This is a genomic window from Ruegeria sp. BF12, assembly GCF_056538705.1.
The window spans coordinates 120,679-144,434 of the sequence record NZ_JBQFTP010000009.1; the positions used below are offsets into that span (position 1 = coordinate 120,679).

Consider the following 23,756-nt stretch of genomic DNA (forward strand, 5'->3'; position numbering starts at 1 on the left):
AAAATCATGAGCGTTATTCCTGTGGGGCTGCGGCGTTGCGGCCGGCCATGATCACGCTGATCGTATAGGCTGCTTCAGGGCTGAGACCGGCCAGAACGCCTGCGGCGGCATCAGGCGGCATTCGCGACAGAAATCCAGCTGCAAAACCGGGATCCATCGTTTCGAACAAGGCTGCTGCGTCTTTGGGTTTCATGCTTTGGTACACATCCGTCAGACGCGTCAGGTCGGTCTCGGCTGCCTTTTCTGCAAACGCCAGTGTTTCGCGTAGCGAGTCCTCGGCCTCCTGCAAGGCGGCCAGGCGGGTCCCGATCGCCTGATCCGCGATACTCAACGCTTTTTCCTTGTCCACCACGGCGGCTTCCCGCTGCTTCAGAGCCTCTTCTCGGCGCAGCAATTCTGTCAACAGCACTTGCGCGCCGGGTCGTTGCGGTTGGCTTTGTCCGGATTCCGGAGGGAGGGGGTCGCCGCTCTTGGCCAGTGCGGGCCCGGCCTCAAACCCCAATCTGATCGCGGCAGAACCGATCATCAGCATGGATATCACCGCAAGAACGCCGCCCTTGGGTCGCTTGTCTGCGCGCTTCCTGGTCATGTCGGGGCCTCGCTGCGATTGTGGCGCAGGAACATCAGACCACCGGGTCGTTTTGGCTGAGCCTTCACCGAGGGTTCTTCATCCGCCTTGGGCTCGGCGTGTGCTTCAACTTCATCTTCAGAAACCTCTTCGACGGATTCTGGTTCCGAAACAGAAGATTCGGCAGGTGCATCTTCGTCCGGCACAACGTCATGCATTGAGGCCATCATCAGTTCCAACCGCTGGGCAACCGTTTCGGCGCGTGCGGTCAGTTCTTTCAGGGCCACTCCTGATTGATCCGAGGCGTCCCGAGCGGAATCCAGCGATCTTTTCAGCTCATCGGCCTGCGATGACAAAACAGCCACTGCGCCACCGACGCCTTTTTCAAGGTCGGTAAAACGTTTCAACCGCCGGGACAGAACGAAACAATAAAGACCCGCACCCAGCGCGCCGGCTACCAGCAAAATATCTGCAATCAGCTCCAACTTCGCCTCCTAGTTCAGTACGAATTCCATGACCAGAACGTCGCGCACGCGACCTTCACCGACGACGATTTCAATGCGCCGCAAAAGGTGACCGCGGATGCGCATAAGCGCGAGCGAATCCTCAAGATCCGCCACCTCGATCGCGCGCAGATATCCATTCAGCACGTCCATGATTCGCGGTTTCATCTTTTCCACGTCCGCGATGTACGGGGCGTTCACCTCGAGCTGGGCGTGAAATTTCAGATGCCGCGAATCGCTGGTGTTTACCGCGACAATGACCGGGGCAAGATCTACAAAACCCACCTTTGGCAACGCCTTGGCGGGCTTGTCTTCGCCCGTTTCCTGTGACTCTTGCGCCGCGGGTGTTCCGCCAATTGGCAACAGCCCTGACACTGTCAGGAAATACCCGCCCACGGCCCCGGCAGCCGCCAGAATCATCCCGATTATCAATCCCTTTTTCCCAGATTTTTCTGAGACTTCTGCCTGTTCTGCAGTCGCGTCGGTCATGACGTCCTCATTCATGCATTTCGCAGCCGTCATAACCCGGCAGGGACTAACCGATTGTTAAGGGCAATCGTTCAAACAGGGGCTGCGCCGGGCAGAATGTCGGCGAGTCGGAGGTGAGCGTGCAGCAGATCGGAACTGTCTGGGCAAGTTTGGACAGGCGTAAACAAATCATCGTCGCCGGCGCAGTTGTGCTGGTACTTTTGGGCATTCTTGCGATGTCGCGGCTTGTGACGGCGCCGTCGATGACCCTGCTCTATGCCGGGCTCGAGAGCGGTGCTGCAGGGGATATCGTCCGCTCATTGGACCAGCGCGGTGTGCAGTATGAGATTCGCGGCGGATCTATCTATGTTCCTGGTGCGCAACGGGATGAGCTGCGCATGACACTGGCCAGCGAAGGCCTGCCCGCGAACGGAAACCGAGGGTATGAGTTGCTGGACTCGCTCAGCGGATTTGGCACCACATCCCAGATGTTTGACGCTGCTTATTGGCGCGCCAAAGAAGGTGAGTTGGCCCGAACCATTGTTGGCAGCCCGCATATCAGCCAGGCGCGCGTTCATATCGCCAACGGATCATCGAATCCATTTCAGCGCAGCGTCGCACCAACAGCTTCTGTTTACTTGGTCGCTTCGGGCGCTGACATCACCTCGGATCAGGCAAAGGCAATTCGGTTCCTGGTGTCTTCGGCAGTCAGTGGTCTGGCCCCTGAGAATGTCGCGGTCATCGATTCCAACGGTGCGGTGATCGGCACGCAGGATAACCCTGTGGCAGCCGATACAGCAGATGATAAATCCCGTCAGTTGAGGGAGCGGGTTCTGCGCCTCGTCGAGGCCCGAGTCGGAGCCGGAAACGCCGTGGTCGAAGTCAGCGTCGACACTGTGACCAAGACCGAATCCATCCGCGAGCGTCGATTTGACCCCAATGGCCGTGTCGCCATCAGTACCGATGTCGAGGAGCGGTCAGACAGCGCCCGTAACCAGTCTGCGGACGTCACCGTGGCATCAAACCTGCCGGACGGAGATGGTGCAGGCGGGGACGAATCCAATTCAAACGCCACCCAAACACGCGAGCGTATCAACTACGAGGTCTCGGAAACCGAGCTGGAGGTCCATAACGGCCCCGGCGCAATCAAGCGCCTGACCGTGGCAGTGCTGGTGAACGGAACCCGGTCTGTGACCACAGAGGGCGCTGAAACATTCACGCCGATGCCGCAGGCGGAGCTTGATGCCTTGCAAGAGCTTGTGGCCTCGGCCGTGGGGTACAATGGCGAACGCGGCGATGTGATAACGCTGAAGTCGCTGGACATGCCAGTCGTCGAACCGCAGGGCACATTGGCGACCGCCTCGCTGTGGCAAAAGATACATTTCGACGCGATGTCAATGATCCAGATGGCTGTACTGGCGCTTGTGTCCCTGGTGCTCGGCCTGTTTGTCATTCGCCCGATCCTAACCCAGCCCGCCACGGCACAGGCCTTGTTGCCCGCGGGTGGGTCGCCTGAGCCCGAATCTTACCTGACCGGGGAAATTGCAACCGAAGAAGGCGGGCAGTTCACTAAACTCCCGGGGCAAGTACCCTCCGGGAATGTTCCGGCGCTGGCTTCCCAAGCCGGTGCAGATCCAGTCGATCGGCTGAGGGCGATGATTGGCGACAAGCAGGAAGAAACGGTCGAAATCCTTCGCAGCTGGCTGGAAGAAGGTGAGGAGCGTGCGTGATGTCGATAGCCCATCTTCTTGAGGATTTCACCTTGCAGGCTGGCGGCACCAAACTGCACGTTCTGGACGAAGACGCGCTGGAGGAACAGAGGTTGGCCGCCTTTGAACAAGGCTATAGCGCAGGTTGGGAGGATGCCGTGCAGGCGCAGGCGCAAAGCCGGAGTCAGATAGCGGCGGAACTGGCCAAATCGCTTGAAGACATGTCTTTCACATATCATGAGGCGGTCAGCAGTATGGCCCAGTCGCTGGAGCCTATGTTTCAGAGCCTAACAAAGGCAGTTTTGCCCGAAACGTTGGATCGAGGGTTTGCGGTTCGTCTGGTCGAACAGCTCACCGACATGGCTCGCACGCAGATCGGTCAGCCCATGCAGATTTTTGTGCCCATCGGTCGCGTGGATGAGGTGGAAAACCTGATCCCGAATGAGTTGTCATCCCCTGCGCAAGTGATTGAAGATTCGACGCTGGAGCCGGGGCAGGCGCGGTTGAAAGTCGGAATTTCCCAGCGAGAGGTCGATTGCAGAGCTTTGCTTGCTGCGATCGACGGTGCCTTTCAGGCGTATGTTTTTCAGGCAAAAGAGGCAGTGAACAATGATTGACCCGCGGACACCAAAACCGGAAAAACCCAACCCGTTCGAGTCCGTTCCAATCGAAGTCACCGTATCGGTCGGTCGGGCGCGCCCTCTGATCCGGGATTTGCTGAACATGGGCGAAAACGCAGTGTTGACCCTGGACAAACGCATCGAGGATCCGGTCGACCTGTATGTCGGAGACCAACTGGTCGCCCGGGGTCTGCTGGAAGAGATGGAAGGAGATCAGGCCGGGCAGTTGGCCGTGCGACTGACGGAAATCGCGGATTTGCAAAACGGAATCGGTTGATGCTCCGACTTCTATTGTTGGCTGTCGCGCTGGCTACCCTGACTCCGTCTCTGGCAGCGGCACAGGAGCTGTCCGTATCGCTTGGCGAGGGTGAGTCTATTTCGGCCCGGACGATCCAGCTGATCCTGTTGATCACGGTGCTCAGCCTCGCGCCCGGTTTGGCGATCATGATCACCTGTTTCCCGTTCCTGATTACCGTTCTGGCGATTTTACGGCAGGGTATCGGGTTGCAGCAATCTCCACCCAACATGCTGATCGTCAGCCTGGCCCTGTTCCTGACGTATTTCATCATGGAGCCGGTTTTCACCGAGGCCTGGACGACCGGTATCCGGCCGATGGTTGACGAAACGATGGAGGTTGAACCGGCGCTGGAACGCGCTTTGCATCCGTTTCGCGCCTTCATGGCCGCGCGGCTGGACCCCGATACCTTTCATGCCATGGCCGCCCTGCGACCCGGCGGCGACGCTATCGCGTTGTCCTCCGAGGCACCGCTGTCTGTTCTGATGCCGTCCTTCATGCTGTCTGAAATAGCGCGTGCTTTTCAGATTGGGTTTCTGGTCTTTCTACCGTTCCTGATCATCGACCTTGTGGTGGCGGCCGTGCTGATGTCGATGGGAATGATGATGGTGCCGCCTGCCACGGTGTCGTTACCGTTCAAGTTGGCATTTTTTGTCATTGCCGACGGTTGGTCCCTGATCGCCAGCGCCTTGGTGCGAAGCTATGCGACATAGGCCGTTATTGACGGGCGATTTGCAGGCGGGCGCGCAGTCCGCGATCCCCGGCCTCGAAGCTCATGGCGCCGCCATGTTGTTCAGCGACCGTGGCGGCAATTGTCAAACCCAAACCATACCCGTCGGATGAACCGGTATTTGATCCCCGTCGAAACGGAGCCATCAGGTTTTCGATATCCGACACGGACAGATCGGTGCCCTTGTCCTCGACCGTGATCGTGGCGGTCGTCGCATCGGTTTCCAACTGTACGTCAGCGTGTCGTCCGTATTTCAACGCGTTGTCAATCAGGTTGGTCAACGCGCGTTTCAGTGAGATCGGCCGCGCCATGACCAGAATGCGCCGCGTTTCCGGCAACTGACCGTGGCCGCGCCGTGACATGAAAACGGATGTTGCCCCCTCAACTGCAACCGGCTCGATCTTTTTCAGCGTCACTGGCAGGTCCATGTCCTGATAATCGGCCACCAGAGCTTCTACCAATGACGTCAGGGAAATCTGGCGAGGCTCCTCAACATCAAGTTCGGACCGCGTATAGGTCAGCACGCTTTCGATCATGCCTGTCATTTGATCCACATCAGCTTCAAGCTTTTCGCGAAGCTCATCGTCGGCGATCAGGGCGGCACGCAGGCGTACTCGGGTGGCGGGAGTGCCCAAATCGTGGCTGACGCCGGACAGAACTGTCGCACGCTTTTCCAACTGAGCGCGTTCGGCCTCAAGATGCGCATTCACTGCGGATACGATGTCGCGTAGCTCATCCGGGCCGTCTGCTTCGTAGCTTTCCGGCCCGCCGAGGCGCTGGCGTTCGCGCAGGGCGTGGGCAAAGCGGGTAAACGTATCCGACACATTGCTAACCGAAGACAGGATGATCGCAAGCGCGACGATCCCAAATAGAATGCCGGGCAGGCGCAAATCCATGGGGGCCGCTTGGCAGCCCCAGATTTGGGTTCCGTCAACCTGATACCAGGACTCGCGCCCAAACTTCGCAATCAGGATCGGTTCGCTGCAGTATGTTGCCAGCAACCGGGTCAGGTTGCCCATCTTCTCGGGCCCGGTCTGATCGATACCCGATACGATGTCCGACACCGGGTAAACCAGCCGGTCAGACAGGATTGCAACGGTCAGTTCACGCCCGCTGAGCGGCGCGGAACTGTCCGTCAGGATCGAAAGGTTGGTGACAAATCGACGGCCCGAGAATCCGGGCAATCGCTGGAACTCGCCATTTTCGGCCAGCGCAGCATCTAGCGGCGACAAGGGAGTGATCGACAGCCCTTCGGAGGGGGCCATGCCTGTCCGCAACTCTTCATAGACCGTGAAACCGGAAACAAAGGACTGCAGCAGATACTCGTTCCAGGCGCGGGCAGACGCAAACCACAACCCGGCGGACGTGAGGCCTGTGGCAAAAGCCGAGAGGGTCCACAGCCACCCCAGATTGCGCAGGCGCAGCGTCATTCTTCGACCGAGATATCGGCGGCAAAAATGTAGCCGACCCCGCGTTCCGTGCGCAGCATCTGCGGATCTTTAGGGTTGGTTTCGATTTTGGAGCGCAGGCGGCCCACCAGCATATCGATGGCACGGCCCTGGGCCTCGGGTTTGTCGCTGTCTCCTGTGACATCCAGTGCCGCAACGATTTCATCGCGTGTCAGGGGGATATGCGGGTTGGCCAGCAGAACCTTGAGCAGCGCGGTTTCCCTTTGCGACAGGGACACCAGATACCCTTCGGGCGAATGCAGATCATCCCGTTTGCCATCAAAAACCCATCCGTTGAACCGGAAGGTGCGTGTGCGGCGCCGATAGGCCAGCGAGGACGACCGACGGGCGCGTTGCATTACCGCGCGGATGCGGGCCAGCATTAGTTGGGGGTTGAATGGCTTGGCAATGTAGTCGTCCGCGCCTACCTCATAGCCTGCCATGCGCTGATGGTCGGCAGACAGGGCCGAGACCAGAATGATCGGCACATCCTGTTCGCGCCGCAGCCGGGCACAGATATCGATGCCGTTTTCATCCCCAAGCATGACATCCAGCAGGATCAGGTCGATCCGGCCATTGGACAGATGTGCGCGGATTTCCTTTTCAGAACTGGCGGGCAGAGCGATAAAGCCGTTCTTTTGTAATAACTGTGTCATCATCGACCGCATGTCCGGGTCGTCATCCACCACCAGAAGCCGCGGAATGCTCACTCTGTCTGTCCTCCCAATTCTCTCGTCCCGTTACTGTCCATTGTAACGAACGGAAACAGATTCAATGTCAACGTAACACGCTGTAACAGAAGTGGTGAAAATTTGGGCGGTATCCGCGTCTTAACGCGATTTCTACGTTGTCAGAAGGGCATTTGATCTCGGTAATAGCGCCATCGCTGCTTTGGCAGTCACTGAGTTCTCAGGGAGGAGACAAGAAATGAAGCGTTTTGCATTTGCCACCGTTTCGACTCTGGCCGTTGTGGCCGGGTCGTCCGTTGTGGCGGAACCGCAGGCTGAGGTTCTGCATTGGTGGACATCGGGCGGTGAGGCCAAGTCGGTCGCCGTTCTGCAGGAAGAGTTCGCCTCGAATGGCGGTACCTGGACCGACATGCCCGTTGCGGGTGGCGGCGGTGATGCGGCTATGACCGCACTGCGTGCCCGCGTTCTGGCCGGTAACGCGCCGACCGCCGTTCAGCTGAAAGGCCCCGCCATTCAGGAATGGTACGAAGAAGGCGTTCTGGCCGATATCTCGAATGTGGCCGAGGCCGAAGGCTGGGCGGATGTCCTGCCCGCATCGATCGCCGGTCACATGATGTGCGAAGGCACGTGGTGTGCCGCACCTGTAAACGTGCACCGCATCGACTGGATCTGGGCGAATGCCGATGTTCTGGCAGCAAACGGTATCGAAATGCCCGCCACTTGGGAAGAATTCAATGCAGCAGCTGAAAAACTGCAAGCTGCTGGTGTGATCCCTCTGGCCCACGGTGGTCAGGCCTGGCAGGACGCAACGGTGTTCGAAGCGGTTGTCATGGGCATTGGCGGGCCAGAGTTTTACCAGAAAGCACTGGTCGATCTGGACCCCGAGGCGCTGACATCGGATACAATGGTACAGGTCTTTGACCAGATGCGTACCATGCGCGGATATGTCGATGAGAACTTCTCGGGCCGCGACTGGAACCTGGCCACTGCCATGGTGATGAACGGCGAAGCGGCATTCCAGATCATGGGCGACTGGGCCAAAGGTGAATTCCTGGCAGCTGGCAAAAAGCCCGGCGAAGATTTCCTGTGCGCCTCGACCCCCGGCGACGGATATCTGTACAACGTTGACAGTTTTGCAATGTTCGAAGTCGAAGGTGACGACAACCGCGCCGGTCAGGAATTGCTGGCCAAGCTGATCGTCGCACCGAACTTCCAGGAAGTGTTCAACCTGAACAAGGGCTCGATCCCTGCGCGGACTGACGTCGCACTGGATGCTTTTGACATCTGCGCCAAAATCTCGGCCGAAGACATGGGCACGACCTCGGCTGGCGGTTCGCTGCTGCCGTCGTACGCTCATGGTATGGCGCTGCGCGGGTCGCAGGCCGGTGCGATCACCGACGTTGTGACCGCGCATTTCAACTCGGATATGTCCTCGGCTGACGCGGTTCAGCAACTGGCGGACGCAGTGGCAAACAGCTACTGATCCAATACGCTCTGCCCCCAATAGTGAGGGGCAGAGCATCTTTCCCCGGAGGCTAAAATGTCCGAATGGCTGGAAAACCACCTGCCCAAGGTGGTGCTGGCACCGTCGTTCATCGCCGTATTGATCTTTGTCTACGGCTTTATCGGATGGACCGCATGGGTGTCGCTGACCCGATCGAAACTACTGCCGAAATACGAGATCAAGGGCTTCATCCAGTATGAACGTCTGTTTGATTCTCCCCGCTGGGACACGGCAATCAATAACCTGTATATTTTTGGCGCGCTGTTCATCGTGATCGCGATGGTGCTGGGCCTGCTGCTGGCTATCCTGCTGGATCAGAAGATCCGTGTCGAAGGCGCGATCCGCACCATTTACCTGTACCCGATGGCGCTGTCGATGATCGTGACCGGTACTGCGTGGAAGTGGATTCTAAACCCGGGTCTGGGAATTGAGGCCATGGTGCAGGGCTGGGGCTTTCCGAATTTCGAATTCGACTGGCTGGTGAACCCGGATTACGCGATCTACACCATCGTGATTGCCGCAATCTGGCAGAGCTCGGGCTTTGTCATGGCGTTGTTCCTGGCCGGCCTGCGGTCAGTCGATGGAGAGATCATCAAGGCCGCTCAGGTCGATGGTATTCCGACATGGCGCATCTACACGGCAATCATCATCCCTTCGATGGCCCCGATCTTCCTGTCCGCCTTTATCGTGCTGGCCCACCTTGCGATCAAGAGCTTTGACCTTGTCATCGCCCTAACGGGTGGTGGTCCGGGCTACGCGACTGACCTTCCGGCCACATATATGTACGCCATGGCGTTTTCGCGCGGCGATATCGGTCAGGCGGCTTCGTCTGCGATGATCATGATGCTTGTCGTCTTTGCGATCGTGGTTCCCTATCTTTACTCAGAGCTGAGGGCGAAAAATGACTGATCTGTCGATGCCCCAAACCCAAACCCGCACGCAAAGCGCCTCTGGCAAGATTGCCCTACGTTGGCTGCTCTATGTCCTGCTGGGCCTGTTTGCGCTGTATTACCTGATGCCGCTTTTCGTGATGTTGACCACATCGCTGAAAAGCCTTGAGGAAATTCGCACCGGGTCCCTGATCTCGCTACCACGCGAAGTCAGCTTCGATGCCTGGAAAACTGCCTGGTCCGGCGCTTGTACTGGCATCCAGTGTGAAGGCCTGCGGCCCTACTTCTGGAACTCGGTCCTGATCGCGGTGCCTGCGGTGGCCATCTCGACGCTGTTGGGCGCGCTGAATGGCTATGTCGTGGCGCAGTGGCGGTTCAAAGGTGCCAACATCATCTTCTCACTGATGCTGTTCGGCTGCTTCATCCCGTTTCAGGTTGTCCTGCTGCCGATGGCGCGTCTGCTGGGTATGATGGGGATTGCCGGAACCATTCCGGGCCTGATCTTTGTCCACGTGATCTACGGACTGGGTTTCACCACGCTGTTTTTCCGCAACTACTATGTCACCATTCCGTCCGAGCTGACCAAGGCTGCCCGCGTCGATGGGGCCGGGTTCCTGCGGATTTTCTGGTCGATCTTCCTGCCGCTGTCGCTGCCCATCATTGTGGTGACTGTAATCTGGCAATTCACACAGATCTGGAATGACTTCCTGTTCGGTGTGTCCTTCAGTCAGGCGGGAACGCAGCCTGTGACCGTTGCGCTCAACAACATCGTAAACTCCACCACCGGCGTCAAAGAGTACAACGTCGACATGGCTGCCGCGATCATCGCGGGGCTGCCGACGCTGCTCGTCTATGTCGTTGCCGGTAAGTATTTCATCCGCGGTCTGACCGCTGGTTCCGTGAAGGGATAACCCATGGCTCCCATCCTCGATATCAACAATCTCTACAAGAATTACGGCGCGACCGAGATTCTGAAGGACATCAACATCTCGATCGAACCGGGCGATTTCCTGGTGCTGGTCGGCCCCTCGGGTTGCGGTAAATCCACCCTGCTGAACTGCATCGCCGGGCTTGAGCCTATCACCGGTGGGACACTGGCCATTGGCGGCAAGGACATGACCCATGTCAGCCCCAAGGATCGTGACATCGCGATGGTGTTCCAGTCATACGCTTTGTACCCCACCATGTCGGTCGCCAAGAACATCACCTTCGGCATGAAGGTGCGCGGGGTCGATCAGGCGACGCAGGACGCCAAGCTGAAAGATGTGGCCTCGCTGCTGCAGATTGAGCAACTTTTGAACCGCCGCCCCAGCCAGCTTTCGGGTGGTCAGCGGCAGCGGGTGGCGATGGGCCGGGCGTTGGTGCGCGATCCCAAGCTGTTCCTGTTTGACGAGCCGCTGTCGAACCTCGACGCCAAGCTGCGGGTCGAGATGCGGACCGAGATCAAGAAGCTGCACCAGACGCTGGATGCCTCGATTGTCTACGTCACCCATGACCAGATCGAGGCGATGACGCTGGCCACCAAGATTGTGGTGCTAAAAGGCGGCATCGTGCAGCAGATCGGCAGCCCGGCCGAGATCTACAACAACCCGGCCAACCTGTTCGTGGCCGACTTCATGGGCTCGCCTGCGATGAACCTGATACCTGCCAAAGCCACAAAGAACGGTGCAGGCACAAATATTACCATCTCGCGCCCCTCGGGTGAGACGCTGGTTCTGACCGACGCGCGCGATCTGTCGTTGCCACAGGATGTCATCCTGGGCCTGCGCCCCGAAGATATCGCCGAGGCGGGTTTCCGCGCTGGCGCAGGCGTGCAGGAGGCCGAGTGCCTTGTCGATATGGTAGAACCCGCAGGGGCCGATACCTACGTCGTGTCGGAACTGGGCGGCAAGCAGGTCACTGCGCGTCTGCACGCGGAAACCAGCGCACAGGCGGGCAAGATGCTGAACCTGGCCTTCGACATGAGCAAGGTGTCGTACTTTGCCAAGGAAACCGGTGAGCGCTTAAACTAACAAAAAAAGCGCCGCGCGAACCCGATCGCGCGGCGCTTTTTCAAACTGAAAACCAGGTTAGCCGACCTTGTTCTGGTTCATGTCCTTGATCAGACGGTTCAGGTCTCCGCCCCTTGCATCCAGCATCGCCCCGATTTCGGTCCGTTCGGTCAGCAGCATATTCACACCTTCGATGAACATATTGAAGAACTTGTCGCGGCCCGATTTGTCCGACACCAGGAACGTCACTTCGAACGGCGACGATCCCTGCAGCTTGACCGAAGTGCGCACCTCGTATCCTGCCTTGATCTTGCGGGCATTGCGCACGGTCACCTGACCGCCTATGAATTCGCGGAAACGACGGCCGTATTTGGTCGAGATATAGCCCTGAAACGCTTTGGTGAATTGTTTCAGCTGCGACGGGCTGGCCGAGCGGCCATCGGCCCCAAGCACATAGCGCGCCATGATCGGCACATCTGCGTATTGCACGAAGATTTTTTCGAAATCGCGGATCATGGCTTTTTCGGATTTGCCCGAGGCAATGACACGGTTGATGTCGTCCACGACGCTGACAACCAGTGCCTTGGCGCTGGCTTCGGTTTGGGCAAAGGCGGAAAGGGGCAGGGCGGTCAGTGCCAAACCGGCAAGGCCGGAGGCTACAAAGCCGCGACGGTTCAAATGATTACTCGGCATATGGGTCCTCATATGGGTCCTCGTAGGGGTCAAGGTAGGGGTCCCTGACAGGGTCGGTCCCGGTGTCTGCATAAGGGTCATCATACAGACCCAGATAGGCTTCTTCATCGTCCCTCGCCAGTTCAAAGCGGCGATTTTGTAGGTAGATGGTGCGTGCCTGCGCGTAACTGTCTGCGCTTTCATACAAGATCGAGTCGACCGTGTCCGAGAAACGCCCCCGATCGCCCATCCGGCGCACGACCTCGGCATAAACGCCGATGTTGTCGACAGGCCGGACAGGAGAGAAGTTGATCGGATTCGAGAAGAGGTTGACGATAACGCCAATTGAATCGCGCTGGGTGGACGGGCCATAGAGGGGCAGCTCGACATAAGCGCCCTCACCCACGCCCCAGACGTGAAGGGTTTCCCCGAAATCGGTGTCCACGGGCGGAAGATTCAGTTCGCTGGCTGGATCGGACAGACCCGCGCCGCCCACAGTGGTGTTGATCACAAACCGCAGCAGCGCGTTGCCCGATTGCTTGATATTGCCCTGCAACAGGTAGTCCAAAGCCTGGCCGGGCATTGTCAGGTTCTCTGCAAAGTGGTTGAAGCTGGTCACCATCGGGTCGGGGACGATTTTCACGTACCCTTTCGACGCCGGACGGAACAGAAACCGGTCGACACCAAGGTTGAACTTGTGGATGCCCCGGTTGTTTCTTTCGTACGGATCAAACACTTCGCTCTGCGGCGCCCCTTCAGGAGGTCGCGTCGTGCAAGCGCTGAGGACTGCCATCAGGGACAGGACGACCAGGGACTTTCGGCTGATTCTGCTCAACACGGTCTTTGCCACTCCAAACCGTTCGGAAGCACATTGCCCGAACTCTCAATCAATACTGCCTGTGGCCGTTTCGACCGGCCCAATCCGATGTCACATAGGCGTTTCACAACCAATATGAAACAGATAGCGTTTAACCCGCCCGATGGGCCGAGGTAAAGTGACACAAGTTCAACAGTTCGGAATAAGAAAAGTTACGCCCACGTTTCGTGCGGGTCACATCGCTGTTTTCTCACTTTCCGATCCCGGCCTTCCCGGTTAGCTTCGCCCCGACTCAAATTTGGGAGGAAACTTCATGAGCATCGCGGCGAAACTGGAAAGCCTGGGCGTCACCCTGCCGGACGCACCTGCGCCGGCTGCAAACTATGTGCCGTTCGTGCGCGTCGGAAACATCGTCTATGTTTCGGGCCAGATCTCGAAGGATGATGACCTGATCACCGGTAAACTGGGCGACGACATGGAGGTCGAGGCAGGCGCCGCAGCGGCCAAAGTTTGCGCCATCAACCTGCTGGCGCAGGTAAAGGCAGCTTGTGGGGGTGATATCGAAAAGCTGGTGCGCGTGATCAAGCTGACCGGTTTTGTGAACTCGACCGCCGATTTCACCGCGCAACCGCAAGTGATTAACGGGGCTTCGGACTTTCTGGTCGAAGCGCTGGGCGATGCGGGGCGCCACTCGCGGTCGGCTGTCAGTGCGGCGGCGTTGCCGTTGGGCGTTGCAGTCGAGATCGAAGGCATTTTCGAAGTTCAATGACGCCTTCGCTGCCTGAAGTCTTCCTTCAAGTCCCGCTGGCGCATCGCGCGCTGCACGACAAAGAGGACAACCGCCCGGAAAACAGCCGGGCGGCCATTCGTGCCGCTGTTGAGGCGGGATATGGGATCGAGATTGATCTGCAACGGACCTCGGACAACCGGGCGATGGTGTTTCATGACTATGACATGAAACGCCTGACCGGGCAGCCTGGACCGATCCAGCAGATTACGTCTGCTCAGGCTTCGGACACGGCACTGCTGCATGCGGATGACGGCATCCCAACGCTGGATGAGGTGCTGGACATCGTGTCGGGCAAAGCCCCGCTGTTGATCGAATTCAAGGATCAGGACGGTGCCATGGGCACATCAGTCGGCCCGCTGGAGCAGGATGCGGTGCGCGCGTTGCGGGGTTACGACGGGCCGGTGGCTTTGATGTCGTTCAATCCCAATTCGGTGGCCGAACTGGCGCGGCTGGCCCCGCATTTGCCACGTGGCATCGTAACGGGATCTTACCAGCCCAAGGTCGAGCTGCTGCCTCAGAGCGTCTGTGACCACCTGCGTGACATCCCGGATTTCGATCGCGTTGGAGCCAGCTTCATCAGCCATGAGGTGGAAGACCTGGACCGCTCCCGCGTCGCCGAGCTGAAGGCGCGTGGCGTACCGATCCTGTGCTGGACGGTGCGGTCGCCCGAACAAGAGGCAAAGGCCCGCGAGGTTGCCGATAATGTGACCTTCGAAGGGTATCTCGCCGCGCATCCGGGTTGATCCCACCCCACGTCGTCACAGATAAAGATCAGACGCGGAGGGCACATGGATCAGGCGCAGATCGAGGTTCGGGTACTGGGCTCTTTGTCGCAGATACCTGCGGCAGAGTGGGATAGTTGCGCCTGCCCGGAGGTTGCCGATGGTGGCCGTCCGTTGGACCCCTTCACGACCCATCGGTTTCTGTTCGCGCTGGAAAACAGCGGTTCCGTCGGGCGCGGCACCGGTTGGCAGCCGCAATACCTGACGGCCTACCTGGACGGTATGCTGATCGCGGCAGCCCCGATGTACGCAAAGTCCCACAGTCAGGGCGAGTACATCTTTGACCACAACTGGGCGCATGCTTACGAGAACGCGGGTGGGCGCTATTATCCTAAGCTGCAAATCGCGGTGCCGTTCACGCCCGCGACAGGTCGCCGGTTTCTGGTGCGGCCCGGCTATGACGCGATCGGACTATCGGCGCTGGTGCAAGGTGCCGTACAACTGGCTGCCGATAATCAGGTGTCATCGATCCACGCGACTTTCTGCACCGAAGAAGAGGCGCTGGCCGGGGAACAAATGGGTCTGATGCTGCGCCATTCGCAGCAGTTTCACTGGCTGAACGATGATTACGCTGATTTTGACCGGTTTCTCGCGGCACTATCTTCGCGCAAGCGCAAGAACATCCGCAAGGAACGCGCGCAGGCCAACGGATTTGGTGGCGAAATCCGAACGCTGACGGGGGCAGACCTGCGCCCGGAACATTGGGACGCCTTCTGGCAGTTCTATCAGGATACTGGGTCCCGTAAGTGGGGGATGCCTTATCTGACCCGCCAATTCTTTAATATTGCCCATGAAACCATGGCCGACGACATGGCGTTGGTGCTGGCGGAAGGGGACGGATACCCCATTGCCGGTGCGCTTAACTTCATTGGGCGTGAAACGCTCTACGGCCGATACTGGGGCTGTATCGAACATCATGCCTGCCTGCATTTCGAACTGTGTTATTATAGGGCGATCGACTTTGCCATTGCGGAAGGTTTGGCACGGGTCGAGGCTGGTGCGCAGGGCGAACACAAGCTTGCGCGCGGTTATCTGCCCACGCGCACGCATAGCTTGCATTGGGTCAGCGACCCGGGCTTTGCTGATGCGATCAAGAAATATCTGGACGCCGAGGCTCACGCAGTGGGAGAAGAGATCGAGATTCTGACGGATTACGGTCCGTTCAGAAAATCGAACCCGGAGGAACAGCAATGACGGAATTACTGTCGACCGAGACTCGCGGCCCCCTTCTGGACCCGCTGTTCAAGAACGGCTGGACCATGGTCAAGGACCGGGACGCGTTGACCAAAACCTTTATTTTCGAGGATTTTGTCCACGCATTTGGCTGGATGACTCAAGTGGCGATCTTTGCCGAGAAATGGAACCACCACCCAGAATGGTCAAACGTTTACCGCACGGTTGAGGTGGTTCTGTCGACCCATGATGTCGGAGGCCTGTCGGCACAGGACGCCAAGCTTGCGCGCAAGATGGACAGTCTCGTTTAACGGTCCCCTCTGGACCCCATTCCCCCTGCCAGGGCGGCGATTTCCCCAAGACGGCGGAATTCGGCGGGTGTGAGCGTGCCGCTACTGACGTCGATGTTGCCTGGGATGCGGGTCGTTCGATTGCCTATGGATCGAACACTGCGCGCTGATGGATTGATGTCCAGACAGCGGGTGTCATAGCAGGTCAGGCCCGACGTGTTGATTTGAATCCGGGCCTGTCCGTCCGGCCCGGTCACCACAGGCGCCTGGGGTGCGTCACAGGCGGCAAGAAAACCAAGAATGCCGAGGGTAAACCACTTTTTCATTCTACGCTCCTGTCTGTACCGCCTGGCGCTGAGTTCAATCCAGCTGGCCGTTTCCGTCCTGATCGGCTGATGAGAAGTCAGCATTCATTTGCGCGTCATACTCTGGCCGAGAAATAACGTCATCGTTGTTGCGGTCAATGTTTTGGAACTGCTTTATGTCCAGAAACGGCTTGGCCTCTTCCAGCCCGAGTGTGCCGTTCTTGTCTTCGTCCATTTCCTGAAAGGCATAGTCCGAAAACGCGTTGAACTCATCCTTGGACAGGAAACCGTCATTGTTCGCATCAATGGCGTTAAGTTGCTTTTCGTGCAGTTCCGCAGCGGTTTCCGCGGAAACTGCGCTGGCCAACACAACGACGGTTGCGGTCAAAACACCTAATTTCATCGCAAATCTCCTTAGCACGCGTAACGCTGGCCCGAGGCGCCGCCCGCCACGGCACCTGCTGCGGTCAGGATATCCCGGCCCGAACCGCCGCCGAACTGATTGCCAATGACGCCGCCGACAAGCGCACCACCTAACGTGCCGCTGAGGCAGGCAATTTCATGCTGACGTGCCTGTTGTTGCTGGGGCGTTGGGGCCGGACCGCAAGCGGCCAATGCGCCCGCTGAACCCAGAACAAGTGTGATTACTTTCAGTTTCATCAACGAACTCCCTGATTTAATGGGGCAAGTATCGGCCCATCAGGGGGTTGCATCAAGTTAAATAGGTTTCAAAAGGCCCCGGCCGCTCCGGGGCCAATTGCCTCAGATAGCCTCCAGCAGACCTTCGCCCGCCGATGTCTCGCAGGCACCGGGGTTTTCTTCCAGGTTCAGAGCTGTGACCTTGCCGTCTTCTACCAGCATCGCATAGCGTTTCGACCGGGCGATCAAGCCCACGGGTGGGGCGTCGAAATCCATGCCAATGGCCTTGGTGAATTCGGATGCGGCATCGGCCAGCATGGTCAGGCCTACACCGGTCGCGCCCGTTGCTTCGCCCCACGCGCCCATCACAAAGGGGTCGTTGACTGAGACGCAGATGATCTCATCCACGCCCTTGGCGTCGAACTGTTCCTTGGTGCGCATGAAGCTGGGTACATGGGCCGAATGGCACGTGGGCGTGAACGCACCGGGCACGGCGAAGATCACGACTTTGCGGCCTTTGGTCTTGTCTGAAATCCGAACCTCTTCGGGGCCTTCCGCTCCCATTTGAGTCAACGTTGCGTCGGGAAGCATATCACCTGTTGAAATCATCTTGTTCCTCCTGTCGATTGGATTTGCAGAGTCGGGCTCAGCCGCAATATAGGTGAGCGGGTGAATGAAACCACGGGTATTTGACAGGGCAGGAAGAAGATGAGCCAAATTGTTGTGATCGGAGCCGGGCAGGCGGGATCTTCGCTTGTTGCGCGGCTGCGCAAGGACGGGTTTGAAGGCGACATCACATTGATCGGGGCCGAGCCGCATCTGCCTTATCAGCGCCCGCCGCTGTCCAAGGCCTATCTGCTGGGTGAGATGGAGCTTGAGCGTCTGTTCCTGCGTCCCGAGAGCTTTTATACCGACAACAACATCACTCTGCGCCTGGGCCAGCGCGTGACCGCGATTGATCCAACAGCAAAGACTGTGACCGTGGGCGATGAAGTCATTTCCTACGATGAGCTTGCCCTGACCACCGGGTCCGACCCGCGGTATCTGCCAGCGGCCATCGGTGGTGATCTCGAAGGTGTCCATGTCGTGCGCGATCTGACCCACATTGACGAGATGGAGCCACGCGTGAAAGAGGGCGCCCGTGCCCTGATCGTCGGCGGTGGTTACATCGGGCTTGAGGCGGCTGCCGTTTGCGCCAAGCGTGGCGTCAAGGTCACTTTGGTCGAGATGGCCGATCGCATCCTGCAGCGGGTCGCAGCGCCGGAAACCAGCGATTACTTCCGCGCTTTGCACACCGAATACGGTGCAGATATCCGCGAAGGGGTCGGGCTGGATCGTCTGGTGGGCAAAGACGGCATAGTCACCGGTGCCGTCCTGACCGACGGCACCGAGCTTGAGGTCGATTTTGTCGTGGTTGGCGTAGGCATTGCCCCATCGACTCAGCTGGCCGAGATGGCCGGGCTGGAGCTGGACAATGGGATCAAGACAGACGCCCATGGCCGCACCTCGGACCCGTCGATCTGGGCCGCAGGCGATTGTGCCTCGTTCCCGCATAACGGTGGCCGTATCCGTTTGGAGAGCGTGCCAAATGCCATCGACCAGGCCGAGATCGTTGCGCAGAACATGCTGGGTGCGGCTAAGGACTATGTCGCGACGCCGTGGTTCTGGTCGGATCAATATGACGTCAAACTTCAAATTGCGGGTCTAAACACCGGGTATGACCGCGTTGTTACCCGCAAGGGTGAGGGGCAAACGGTGTCCTACTGGTACTATAAGGGTGACCAGTTGATCGCCGTTGATGCGATGAACGATCCGCGCGCCTACATGATCGGCAAGCGCCTGATCGAGGCAGGTAAGACCGCTGATCCCGCGATGGTGGCGGACCCAGGAGCGGACCTGAAACCGTTGCTCAAAGCGTGAGGATCATCGCCGGAGAGTTCCGGGGCCGTGCTCTGGCCTCGGTCGGCAAAGGCGATGCCGGGGCGCATCTGCGCCCCACAACGGACCGGGTCCGCGAGAGCCTGTTCAACGTTTTGTCTCACCAGATCGACTTTGACGGACTGCGCGTGCTGGACCTGTTCGCAGGAACCGGAGCGCTGGGGCTTGAGGCCCTGTCGCGCGGTGCGGCGCATGTCACCTTTGTCGACGACGGCCGTGTCGCGCAGGGGTTGATCCGCAAGAACATTGATCTGACGCGCAGCGCTGACCGCACGGACCTAATCCGTCGGGACGCAACGCGCTTGGGCGACAACACAAACGCGGCCTATGATCTGATTTTTCTGGATCCACCCTACGGAAAGTCTCTGGGTCAAAAGGCCCTGACCAAAGCAGTCGAAGGCGGATGGATAGCTGACGACGCGTTGGTCGTGTGGGAAGAGAATGCACCTATGGTCGCGCCCAACGGCTTTACGATGCAAGATACCCGAAAGTTTGGCGACACACATATCTCATTGATGTGGAACAGTGTTTCAGACTGAAACAGGGTGCGCGAATTGACGCTTGCCGGAAATTTGTCAATGCGTTCCCCCTCGGATACGCAAAGCAAAAACAGGCTGAGGTGCCTATGCACGATCTGGTGATTTTCGATTGCGACGGCGTTCTGGTCGACAGTGAGCCGTTGTCTAATCAGGTGATGATTGAAAGCCTTGCGGGCTACGGCCTGCCTCTGACGATGGATGAGTGTATGGTGCTTTTCGTCGGAACGACCATGGCCAAGGCTCAGGAAATTGCCCGAGAGATGGGTGCAAATTTGCCCGATGCATGGATCGACGAGGTGTACCTGGAAACCTACGCCCGTTTGCGCGCTGGTGTACCTCTTGTTCCGGGTGTGCGTGAATTGCTGATCTATTTGGAGGCAAAAGGTACTCCGTACTGCGTGGCTTCGAACGGGCACATTGAGAAAATGCAGATCACGCTGGGCCAGAACGATTTGTGGGACCGGTTCCGGGGCGCGATGTTCTCTGCCTATACCGTGGGTGTTGGCAAGCCCGATCCAACCATGTTCCAGACCGCGGCGCGCCACTTCGGGGCCAAATCGCCGGTCGTGATCGAAGACAGCGCCAGCGGTGTTACCGCAGCAATCCGCGCCAAAATGCGCTGTCTGGCCTATGTGCCTCTTGGAGACGGTAAAAAACTGGCGGATCTCGGGGCCGAGGTCTTTTCCGATATGGCCGAGGTTCCGGCCCTTTTGGGAATTTGACCCGACCATGGTAAGCTCGGCCCATGGACCGCGCTTTGACCTCACCTCTCTGGACACCTTCGAACGACGCCGAAGCCCGCACGGGCCCTGAACCTAAGCCAATGCGCGCGCCGGTTTTCATCCACGATGCAATCACACCGTGGGGGTCAGAGACACTTCTGCTGAAACTCCTGCGCGAACAGGTCGCCGATCAGGACGAATAGGTCGGGTGGAACTTGTCGCCCGGCGACAGAGTGAAGATCTCAACACCATCTGCAGTCACACCGACCGAGTGTTCAAACTGTGCCGACAGCGACTTGTCGCGGGTCACGGCAGTCCAGTCATCGGCGAGTGTCTTGGTCTCGGGACGGCCCAGATTCACCATCGGTTCGATGGTGAAGAACATGCCCTCTTCCAGCACCGCGCCGGTACCGGGGCGGCCGTAATGCAGTACGTTCGGCGGCGCGTGGAAGACCCGGCCAAGGCCGTGTCCACAGAAGTCGCGCACAACGCTCATCCGGTGCGCTTCGACATAGGCCTGAATTGCGTGGCCGATATCGCCGAAGGTGTTGCCCGGCTTGACCGCTTCGATTCCCTTGAACAGCGCATCATGGGTCACCTGGATCAGCCGCTCGGCCTTGCGGGGCAGTTTGCCCGCCACATACATGCGCGAAGTATCGCCGAACCAGCCGTCGACGATGACTGTGACGTCGATATTCAGGATATCGCCGTCCTTCAGTCGCTTGTCGCCGGGAATGCCGTGGCAGACCACGTGATTCACACTGATGCAACTGGCGTGCTGATAGCCCTTGTAGCCAATCGTCGCCGATGTCGCGCCTGCATCTTCGACCATCTGCGTGATGAGGTCGTCAATCGCGCCGGTGGTCTGGCCGGGAAAGACATGCTCTGCAATATCGTCGAGTATCCGCGCGGCCAAGGCCCCTGCCGCGTGCATGCCGGCAAAGTCACCCTGTTCATAGATGCGGATGCCGTCCTTGGTCAGGCGGCCACGATGTTCTTTCATCGACGCTAAGCTCCAAATGTTTCGCGCAGCACTCCTTTTACGCTGCTTGCGCAGAAAGTACCAGAGGGTGTTGGGTCGCGGTTGCCATATCTGTATTTGCAGGCCGCATATCTCAGGTGGACCCGCAAGGTAGAATGAACTAGCACAAGACAGATTTTATTCGGTTGATTAAGAAAAAAGGGAGGCAGGCAATGCAAAAAGCTGACCAGTTGAAAGCCGAAATTTCCGGCATTGCGGAACTGCTTCAGTCCGGCAAGTACGAGCGGGCATTCAAAAGGGCAACCAAGGCCGCGAAAAAGTGGCCGAAGGCTGCGGCCTTGCCCCGGCTGGCGGGCCTTTGCGCCGTGCAGCAACAGAAGTTCAAGCTCGCTCAGACGTTTTTCGAACGCGCCTGGCGCCTCGAACCGGGCAACCCGGATCTGATCCAGAACTACGGCCTGAGTCTTGTTCAGGGTGGCGAGTCTGAGGCCGCCTTGCGGTTTATCGACATAATCGAGGCAAAGGGTCCCTTGGCCCCAGGCCAGCATCTGATCCGGGCGCTGGCCGCGCTGCGCGGGCATCGTGCTGCTGAGGCGCTGGCCGCCATCGAGCAAGTCTTGGAGCATCAGCCCGAAAATCTGCAAGCCTATTGTCTAAAGGCGGATATTCTGGACGAAATGCACCACTGGGACCACGCGCTTGACGTTTTGACCGCGCTATCCAATCAGAATCCAAAGTTCCAATATGGGCAGTTGCGTTTGGCCAAGGCGCATGTCGGGTTGGGGCAGCTGGATCATGCGCTGACCCACGGTCGCGCCGCGATGGAGCTGGATCCGGATAATGCCGAAACCCTGCAATTCATGGCGTCGCTTCCCAACCTGTCGGATCAGGAAAAAAAGGCGCTGAAAGCGCGTACAGCGAAGCTGATCGCGGCTGAACCGGCAAATCGCGAAGCAGCAGCCATGCTTCATTTTGCGGCGGCAAGTCTTGCGAAATCTGAAAAGGATATCCCGCAAGAGATGCAGCATTTGAACCAGGCGCATAAACTCACGCGCAAGGGGTTCGACGGGTGGGAAGATCGCAACGCACAGCAGTGCCGCGCCATATTGTCGGCACCTCTGCCGGTTAAGGCCGCCCTGCGCTCAGACCTGCCGCGCCCCATATTTGTCATTGGTCTGCCCCGGTCAGGCACAACATTGGTCGAGCGCATATTGTCGTCACACACAGATGTGCAGGGTCTGGGTGAGCTGCCGACTGTCCATCACTGGGCCAGGAAAACAGTGCCATCAAACTGGAGCGATGCTCAGGCGCTGTCGGATTTCTACTTTCAGAGCCTGCCTGAGCTTGGCGAAGGCATCACGGCATTTGTCGACAAGGCACCGGGTAACTATGCCTATGTCGGTTTGATGGCGCAGGCTTTCCCCAATGCCGTCATCCTGAATGTCGAGCGCGATCCCAGAGACATCGCCCTTTCGATGTGGCGCGCGCAATTCGGTGCAGGAGGGCTGTATTTCACTCATGACTTGAAATGGATGGCGGCCGAGGCGAACCGGTATCAACGCTACATGCACCACTGGCGTGATGTTCTGCCCAACCGCGTTCACGACATTCGCTATGAAACTCTGGTCAACAATTTGCGGTTCACCGCTGAGGAGCTGGCGCAGGTCTGCGATCTGCCCTTCGAAGACGCTATAGTGTCCCCGGAAAAGTCCGGAAACGCGATTAAAACGGCCAGTAACTTGCAGGCGCGACAGGCGGTGAACACATCTTCAATTGGTGGGTGGCAGGCCGTAGCGGATCAGTTGGAGCCATTTGTGAAAGGATTGGATTTGAATTTGTGGCCAGAGGTTTCTGGGGGCCAGCCTTAAGCTCACTTGAGGCAAATCGCGGCACGGGTGAGACCCAAGTCAGCGGGTGTTCTACTCCGTGTGTTTGATTGCGATCTGTAAAGGGCGCATCCAAATGCCTGGCGACTCGCCCTTACTGCAATCGCGTTCCGACCCAGACCCCCTCCGGTGAAATTCGAGTGTCATAGACCAACCGTTCGACACCCTTGGCCTGCGCATCCTCAAATGCCGCCGCGTAGGTCGGGTCGATATCCACGGCCAGCGCCAGCCGGTCGCAGTCGGTGCGCTGCACCAGATACAGCATGATTGCCCGGTGGCTCTGCGCCGCCATCGCGGCCAACTCGCCCAGATGCTTGGTGCCTCGCGCTGTGACGCTGTCGGGGAACTCTGCCAGTCCGGGTTCGCGGGACAAGGTGACGCTTTTGACCTCGACATAGGCGTCCGGCAGGCCGGGTTGGGTCAGCAGAAAGTCGATACGGCTGTTCTCGCCGTACTTCACCTCGGGGCGGACGGTTTCATAGGCGGCAAGCTCGGGAATTTCTCGTGCCTCCAGCGATGCACGCAGGGCTTTGTTTGGGACCGAGGTGTCGACACCGGTGAAATGTCCATTTTCATGATCGACCAGCCGCCAGCCGTATTTCAGCTTTTTCTTCGGATCGTCATTGGGTTCAAGCCAGATTTTCTCGCCGGGTTCGGCCAGGCCCATCATTGAGCCCGGATTGGCACAATGGGCGGTCACCTCGCGTCCGTCTTCCAGCTGGCAATCAGCCAGAAAGCGTTTGTAGCGTCGGATCAGGCGGGCGGGGATTAGTGGGGTGGCAAATTTCATGCCACCCGGATTATCG

Annotated in this window: 30 protein-coding genes; 17 read left to right on the forward strand and 13 right to left on the reverse strand. The window is 58.5% G+C overall.

What is annotated here, in order from left to right:
* Window positions 1-13 precede the first annotated feature (13 nt).
* Genes ACR0J0_RS14990 through ACR0J0_RS15000 form a run of 3 tightly spaced genes read right to left on the reverse strand, consistent with a single transcriptional unit; the run spans window position 14 to window position 1,560 of the window.
* Complete coding sequence (locus ACR0J0_RS14990) at window positions 14-589, reverse strand: MotE family protein (protein ID WP_480664956.1); 576 nt, start codon at window positions 587-589, stop codon at window positions 14-16.
* Window positions 586-1,053, reverse strand: a complete 468-nt coding sequence (locus ACR0J0_RS14995; RefSeq protein WP_480664957.1) for a hypothetical protein — start codon at window positions 1,051-1,053, stop codon at window positions 586-588. The genes ACR0J0_RS14990 and ACR0J0_RS14995 overlap by 4 nt, the downstream gene beginning before the upstream one ends.
* A gap of 9 nt (window positions 1,054-1,062) precedes the next feature.
* Entirely contained in the window at window positions 1,063-1,560 is a 498-nt protein-coding gene (locus ACR0J0_RS15000; protein WP_480664958.1) for a flagellar basal body-associated FliL family protein, read from the reverse strand.
* Window positions 1,561-1,679: 119 nt separating this feature from the next.
* Here ACR0J0_RS15000 and fliF point away from each other — a divergent pair, with 119 nt between their 5' ends.
* From fliF to fliP, 4 genes are read left to right on the forward strand one after another with little or no spacing between them, the layout of a single operon-like run.
* Window positions 1,680-3,269 (forward strand): flagellar basal-body MS-ring/collar protein FliF, encoded by a 1,590-nt coding sequence (gene fliF / locus ACR0J0_RS15005; RefSeq protein WP_480664959.1) that lies wholly within the window; start codon window positions 1,680-1,682, stop codon window positions 3,267-3,269.
* Window positions 3,269-3,865, forward strand: coding sequence for a FliH/SctL family protein (locus tag ACR0J0_RS15010; protein ID WP_480664960.1), 597 nt, complete (start codon window positions 3,269-3,271; stop codon window positions 3,863-3,865). The genes fliF and ACR0J0_RS15010 overlap by 1 nt, the downstream gene beginning before the upstream one ends.
* Window positions 3,858-4,145 (forward strand): FliM/FliN family flagellar motor switch protein, encoded by a 288-nt coding sequence (locus tag ACR0J0_RS15015; protein WP_480664961.1) that lies wholly within the window; start codon window positions 3,858-3,860, stop codon window positions 4,143-4,145. Before ACR0J0_RS15010 ends, ACR0J0_RS15015 begins: the two co-directional genes overlap by 8 nt.
* Window positions 4,145-4,876 (forward strand): flagellar type III secretion system pore protein FliP, encoded by a 732-nt coding sequence (fliP, locus tag ACR0J0_RS15020; RefSeq protein ID WP_480664962.1) that lies wholly within the window; start codon window positions 4,145-4,147, stop codon window positions 4,874-4,876. Before ACR0J0_RS15015 ends, fliP begins: the two co-directional genes overlap by 1 nt.
* A 4-nt stretch (window positions 4,877-4,880) precedes the next feature.
* Here fliP and ACR0J0_RS15025 read toward each other — a convergent pair whose 3' ends face one another.
* Both ACR0J0_RS15025 and ACR0J0_RS15030 read right to left on the reverse strand, forming a co-directional pair.
* Window positions 4,881-6,323 carry a sensor histidine kinase gene (locus ACR0J0_RS15025; RefSeq protein WP_480664963.1) on the reverse strand — a complete coding sequence of 481 codons (1,443 nt, stop codon included), beginning with the start codon at window positions 6,321-6,323 and terminating at the stop codon, window positions 4,881-4,883.
* Window positions 6,320-7,051 (reverse strand): response regulator transcription factor, encoded by a 732-nt coding sequence (locus ACR0J0_RS15030; RefSeq protein ID WP_480664964.1) that lies wholly within the window; start codon window positions 7,049-7,051, stop codon window positions 6,320-6,322. Before ACR0J0_RS15030 ends, ACR0J0_RS15025 begins: the two co-directional genes overlap by 4 nt.
* 217 nt (window positions 7,052-7,268) lie before the next feature.
* Between ACR0J0_RS15030 and ACR0J0_RS15035 the strand changes: the two genes are divergently transcribed.
* The 4 genes from ACR0J0_RS15035 to ACR0J0_RS15050 are packed head-to-tail and all read left to right on the forward strand — an operon-like array spanning window position 7,269 to window position 11,436.
* The gene (locus tag ACR0J0_RS15035) at window positions 7,269-8,513 is read left to right on the forward strand and encodes an ABC transporter substrate-binding protein (RefSeq protein WP_480664965.1); all 1,245 of its coding nucleotides are present in this window, start codon (window positions 7,269-7,271) and stop codon (window positions 8,511-8,513) included.
* A 57-nt stretch (window positions 8,514-8,570) separates the two neighbouring features.
* Entirely contained in the window at window positions 8,571-9,443 is an 873-nt protein-coding gene (locus tag ACR0J0_RS15040; protein ID WP_170807033.1) for a carbohydrate ABC transporter permease, read from the forward strand.
* Entirely contained in the window at window positions 9,436-10,335 is a 900-nt protein-coding gene (locus tag ACR0J0_RS15045; RefSeq protein WP_480664966.1) for a carbohydrate ABC transporter permease, read from the forward strand. The genes ACR0J0_RS15040 and ACR0J0_RS15045 overlap by 8 nt, the downstream gene beginning before the upstream one ends.
* 3 nt (window positions 10,336-10,338) lie before the next feature.
* Window positions 10,339-11,436, forward strand: coding sequence for an ABC transporter ATP-binding protein (locus ACR0J0_RS15050; RefSeq protein ID WP_480664967.1), 1,098 nt, complete (start codon window positions 10,339-10,341; stop codon window positions 11,434-11,436).
* A gap of 57 nt (window positions 11,437-11,493) precedes the next feature.
* Here ACR0J0_RS15050 and ACR0J0_RS15055 read toward each other — a convergent pair whose 3' ends face one another.
* A complete protein-coding gene (locus ACR0J0_RS15055) occupies window positions 11,494-12,108 on the reverse strand; it encodes an MlaC/ttg2D family ABC transporter substrate-binding protein (protein WP_480664968.1) in 615 nt (204 codons plus the stop codon).
* Window positions 12,098-12,880, reverse strand: coding sequence for an MlaA family lipoprotein (locus tag ACR0J0_RS15060; protein WP_480665056.1), 783 nt, complete (start codon window positions 12,878-12,880; stop codon window positions 12,098-12,100). Before ACR0J0_RS15060 ends, ACR0J0_RS15055 begins: the two co-directional genes overlap by 11 nt.
* A 337-nt stretch (window positions 12,881-13,217) precedes the next feature.
* On the opposite strand from ACR0J0_RS15060, the gene ACR0J0_RS15065 reads away from it, so the two are divergent.
* Genes ACR0J0_RS15065 through ACR0J0_RS15080 form a run of 4 tightly spaced genes read left to right on the forward strand, consistent with a single transcriptional unit; the run spans window position 13,218 to window position 15,960 of the window.
* On the forward strand, window positions 13,218-13,673 hold the full coding sequence (locus tag ACR0J0_RS15065) for a RidA family protein (RefSeq protein ID WP_480664969.1): 456 nt from the start codon (window positions 13,218-13,220) through the stop codon (window positions 13,671-13,673).
* Window positions 13,670-14,437 (forward strand): glycerophosphodiester phosphodiesterase family protein, encoded by a 768-nt coding sequence (locus ACR0J0_RS15070; RefSeq protein WP_480664970.1) that lies wholly within the window; start codon window positions 13,670-13,672, stop codon window positions 14,435-14,437. Before ACR0J0_RS15065 ends, ACR0J0_RS15070 begins: the two co-directional genes overlap by 4 nt.
* A 45-nt stretch (window positions 14,438-14,482) precedes the next feature.
* The gene (locus ACR0J0_RS15075) at window positions 14,483-15,670 is read left to right on the forward strand and encodes a GNAT family N-acetyltransferase (protein WP_480664971.1); all 1,188 of its coding nucleotides are present in this window, start codon (window positions 14,483-14,485) and stop codon (window positions 15,668-15,670) included.
* Window positions 15,667-15,960: a 4a-hydroxytetrahydrobiopterin dehydratase gene (locus tag ACR0J0_RS15080; protein WP_239343345.1), complete on the forward strand. Its 294-nt coding sequence runs from the start codon at window positions 15,667-15,669 to the stop codon at window positions 15,958-15,960. Before ACR0J0_RS15075 ends, ACR0J0_RS15080 begins: the two co-directional genes overlap by 4 nt.
* On the opposite strand, the gene ACR0J0_RS15085 is transcribed toward ACR0J0_RS15080, so the two are convergent.
* The 4 genes from ACR0J0_RS15085 to ACR0J0_RS15100 form a co-directional block, all read right to left on the reverse strand.
* The gene (locus ACR0J0_RS15085) at window positions 15,957-16,265 is read right to left on the reverse strand and encodes a hypothetical protein (protein WP_480664972.1); all 309 of its coding nucleotides are present in this window, start codon (window positions 16,263-16,265) and stop codon (window positions 15,957-15,959) included. The two genes, ACR0J0_RS15080 and ACR0J0_RS15085, sit on opposite strands and share 4 nt — an antisense overlap.
* A gap of 34 nt (window positions 16,266-16,299) precedes the next feature.
* Entirely contained in the window at window positions 16,300-16,647 is a 348-nt protein-coding gene (locus ACR0J0_RS15090) for an EF-hand domain-containing protein (protein WP_480664973.1), read from the reverse strand.
* A gap of 11 nt (window positions 16,648-16,658) precedes the next feature.
* Window positions 16,659-16,904 carry a glycine zipper 2TM domain-containing protein gene (locus tag ACR0J0_RS15095; RefSeq protein ID WP_239343339.1) on the reverse strand — a complete coding sequence of 82 codons (246 nt, stop codon included), beginning with the start codon at window positions 16,902-16,904 and terminating at the stop codon, window positions 16,659-16,661.
* A gap of 102 nt (window positions 16,905-17,006) precedes the next feature.
* Window positions 17,007-17,492: a redoxin family protein gene (locus tag ACR0J0_RS15100; RefSeq protein WP_480664974.1), complete on the reverse strand. Its 486-nt coding sequence runs from the start codon at window positions 17,490-17,492 to the stop codon at window positions 17,007-17,009.
* 99 nt (window positions 17,493-17,591) lie between these two features.
* Between ACR0J0_RS15100 and ACR0J0_RS15105 the strand changes: the two genes are divergently transcribed.
* The 4 genes from ACR0J0_RS15105 to ACR0J0_RS15120 all read left to right on the forward strand — a co-directional run bounded on the left by ACR0J0_RS15105 (window position 17,592) and on the right by ACR0J0_RS15120 (window position 20,285).
* Window positions 17,592-18,803, forward strand: coding sequence for an NAD(P)/FAD-dependent oxidoreductase (locus tag ACR0J0_RS15105; RefSeq protein ID WP_480664975.1), 1,212 nt, complete (start codon window positions 17,592-17,594; stop codon window positions 18,801-18,803).
* On the forward strand, window positions 18,800-19,360 hold the full coding sequence (gene rsmD, locus ACR0J0_RS15110) for a 16S rRNA (guanine(966)-N(2))-methyltransferase RsmD (RefSeq protein WP_480664976.1): 561 nt from the start codon (window positions 18,800-18,802) through the stop codon (window positions 19,358-19,360). The genes ACR0J0_RS15105 and rsmD overlap by 4 nt, the downstream gene beginning before the upstream one ends.
* Before the next feature lie 86 nt (window positions 19,361-19,446).
* Window positions 19,447-20,082, forward strand: coding sequence for an HAD family hydrolase (locus tag ACR0J0_RS15115; RefSeq protein ID WP_480664977.1), 636 nt, complete (start codon window positions 19,447-19,449; stop codon window positions 20,080-20,082).
* Between the two features lie 23 nt (window positions 20,083-20,105).
* Complete coding sequence (locus ACR0J0_RS15120) at window positions 20,106-20,285, forward strand: hypothetical protein (RefSeq protein ID WP_480664978.1); 180 nt, start codon at window positions 20,106-20,108, stop codon at window positions 20,283-20,285.
* Here the strand turns inward: ACR0J0_RS15120 and map are convergent.
* Entirely contained in the window at window positions 20,273-21,085 is an 813-nt protein-coding gene (gene map, locus ACR0J0_RS15125) for a type I methionyl aminopeptidase (protein ID WP_480664979.1), read from the reverse strand. The two genes, ACR0J0_RS15120 and map, sit on opposite strands and share 13 nt — an antisense overlap.
* 191 nt (window positions 21,086-21,276) lie before the next feature.
* On the opposite strand from map, the gene ACR0J0_RS15130 reads away from it, so the two are divergent.
* A complete protein-coding gene (locus ACR0J0_RS15130) occupies window positions 21,277-22,932 on the forward strand; it encodes a tetratricopeptide repeat-containing sulfotransferase family protein (RefSeq protein WP_480664980.1) in 1,656 nt (551 codons plus the stop codon).
* A 112-nt stretch (window positions 22,933-23,044) separates the two neighbouring features.
* Here the strand turns inward: ACR0J0_RS15130 and sfsA are convergent, their stop codons facing one another.
* Window positions 23,045-23,740: a DNA/RNA nuclease SfsA gene (gene sfsA, locus ACR0J0_RS15135; protein ID WP_480664981.1), complete on the reverse strand. Its 696-nt coding sequence runs from the start codon at window positions 23,738-23,740 to the stop codon at window positions 23,045-23,047.
* Between the last annotated feature and the right edge of the window lie 16 nt (window positions 23,741-23,756).

Bases quoted from the DNA above. Each gene is read 5' to 3' on its own strand.
- ACR0J0_RS15025 (WP_480664963.1), bottom strand. From the start codon at position 6,323: ATGACGCTGCGCCTGCGCAATCTGGGGTGGCTGTGGACCCTCTCGGCT.
- ACR0J0_RS15070 (WP_480664970.1), top strand. From the start codon at position 13,670: ATGACGCCTTCGCTGCCTGAAGTCTTCCTTCAAGTCCCGCTGGCGCAT.
- ACR0J0_RS15130 (WP_480664980.1), top strand. From the start codon at position 21,277: ATGCAAAAAGCTGACCAGTTGAAAGCCGAAATTTCCGGCATTGCGGAA.
- ACR0J0_RS15035 (WP_480664965.1), top strand. From the start codon at position 7,269: ATGAAGCGTTTTGCATTTGCCACCGTTTCGACTCTGGCCGTTGTGGCC.
- ACR0J0_RS15080 (WP_239343345.1), top strand. From the start codon at position 15,667: ATGACGGAATTACTGTCGACCGAGACTCGCGGCCCCCTTCTGGACCCG.
- ACR0J0_RS14990 (WP_480664956.1), bottom strand. From the start codon at position 589: ATGACCAGGAAGCGCGCAGACAAGCGACCCAAGGGCGGCGTTCTTGCG.
- ACR0J0_RS15105 (WP_480664975.1), top strand. From the start codon at position 17,592: ATGAGCCAAATTGTTGTGATCGGAGCCGGGCAGGCGGGATCTTCGCTT.
- ACR0J0_RS15065 (WP_480664969.1), top strand. From the start codon at position 13,218: ATGAGCATCGCGGCGAAACTGGAAAGCCTGGGCGTCACCCTGCCGGAC.
- ACR0J0_RS15010 (WP_480664960.1), top strand. From the start codon at position 3,269: ATGTCGATAGCCCATCTTCTTGAGGATTTCACCTTGCAGGCTGGCGGC.
- ACR0J0_RS15060 (WP_480665056.1), bottom strand. From the start codon at position 12,880: ATGGCAGTCCTCAGCGCTTGCACGACGCGACCTCCTGAAGGGGCGCCG.
- ACR0J0_RS15100 (WP_480664974.1), bottom strand. From the start codon at position 17,492: ATGATTTCAACAGGTGATATGCTTCCCGACGCAACGTTGACTCAAATG.
- ACR0J0_RS15050 (WP_480664967.1), top strand. From the start codon at position 10,339: ATGGCTCCCATCCTCGATATCAACAATCTCTACAAGAATTACGGCGCG.
- fliP (WP_480664962.1), top strand. From the start codon at position 4,145: ATGCTCCGACTTCTATTGTTGGCTGTCGCGCTGGCTACCCTGACTCCG.
- map (WP_480664979.1), bottom strand. From the start codon at position 21,085: ATGAAAGAACATCGTGGCCGCCTGACCAAGGACGGCATCCGCATCTAT.
- ACR0J0_RS15075 (WP_480664971.1), top strand. From the start codon at position 14,483: ATGGATCAGGCGCAGATCGAGGTTCGGGTACTGGGCTCTTTGTCGCAG.
- ACR0J0_RS15040 (WP_170807033.1), top strand. From the start codon at position 8,571: ATGTCCGAATGGCTGGAAAACCACCTGCCCAAGGTGGTGCTGGCACCG.
- ACR0J0_RS15015 (WP_480664961.1), top strand. From the start codon at position 3,858: ATGATTGACCCGCGGACACCAAAACCGGAAAAACCCAACCCGTTCGAG.
- ACR0J0_RS15115 (WP_480664977.1), top strand. From the start codon at position 19,447: ATGCACGATCTGGTGATTTTCGATTGCGACGGCGTTCTGGTCGACAGT.
- ACR0J0_RS15045 (WP_480664966.1), top strand. From the start codon at position 9,436: ATGACTGATCTGTCGATGCCCCAAACCCAAACCCGCACGCAAAGCGCC.
- ACR0J0_RS15095 (WP_239343339.1), bottom strand. From the start codon at position 16,904: ATGAAACTGAAAGTAATCACACTTGTTCTGGGTTCAGCGGGCGCATTG.
- ACR0J0_RS15120 (WP_480664978.1), top strand. From the start codon at position 20,106: ATGGACCGCGCTTTGACCTCACCTCTCTGGACACCTTCGAACGACGCC.
- ACR0J0_RS15090 (WP_480664973.1), bottom strand. From the start codon at position 16,647: ATGAAATTAGGTGTTTTGACCGCAACCGTCGTTGTGTTGGCCAGCGCA.
- ACR0J0_RS15085 (WP_480664972.1), bottom strand. From the start codon at position 16,265: ATGAAAAAGTGGTTTACCCTCGGCATTCTTGGTTTTCTTGCCGCCTGT.
- sfsA (WP_480664981.1), bottom strand. From the start codon at position 23,740: ATGAAATTTGCCACCCCACTAATCCCCGCCCGCCTGATCCGACGCTAC.
- ACR0J0_RS15055 (WP_480664968.1), bottom strand. From the start codon at position 12,108: ATGCCGAGTAATCATTTGAACCGTCGCGGCTTTGTAGCCTCCGGCCTT.
- ACR0J0_RS15000 (WP_480664958.1), bottom strand. From the start codon at position 1,560: ATGACCGACGCGACTGCAGAACAGGCAGAAGTCTCAGAAAAATCTGGG.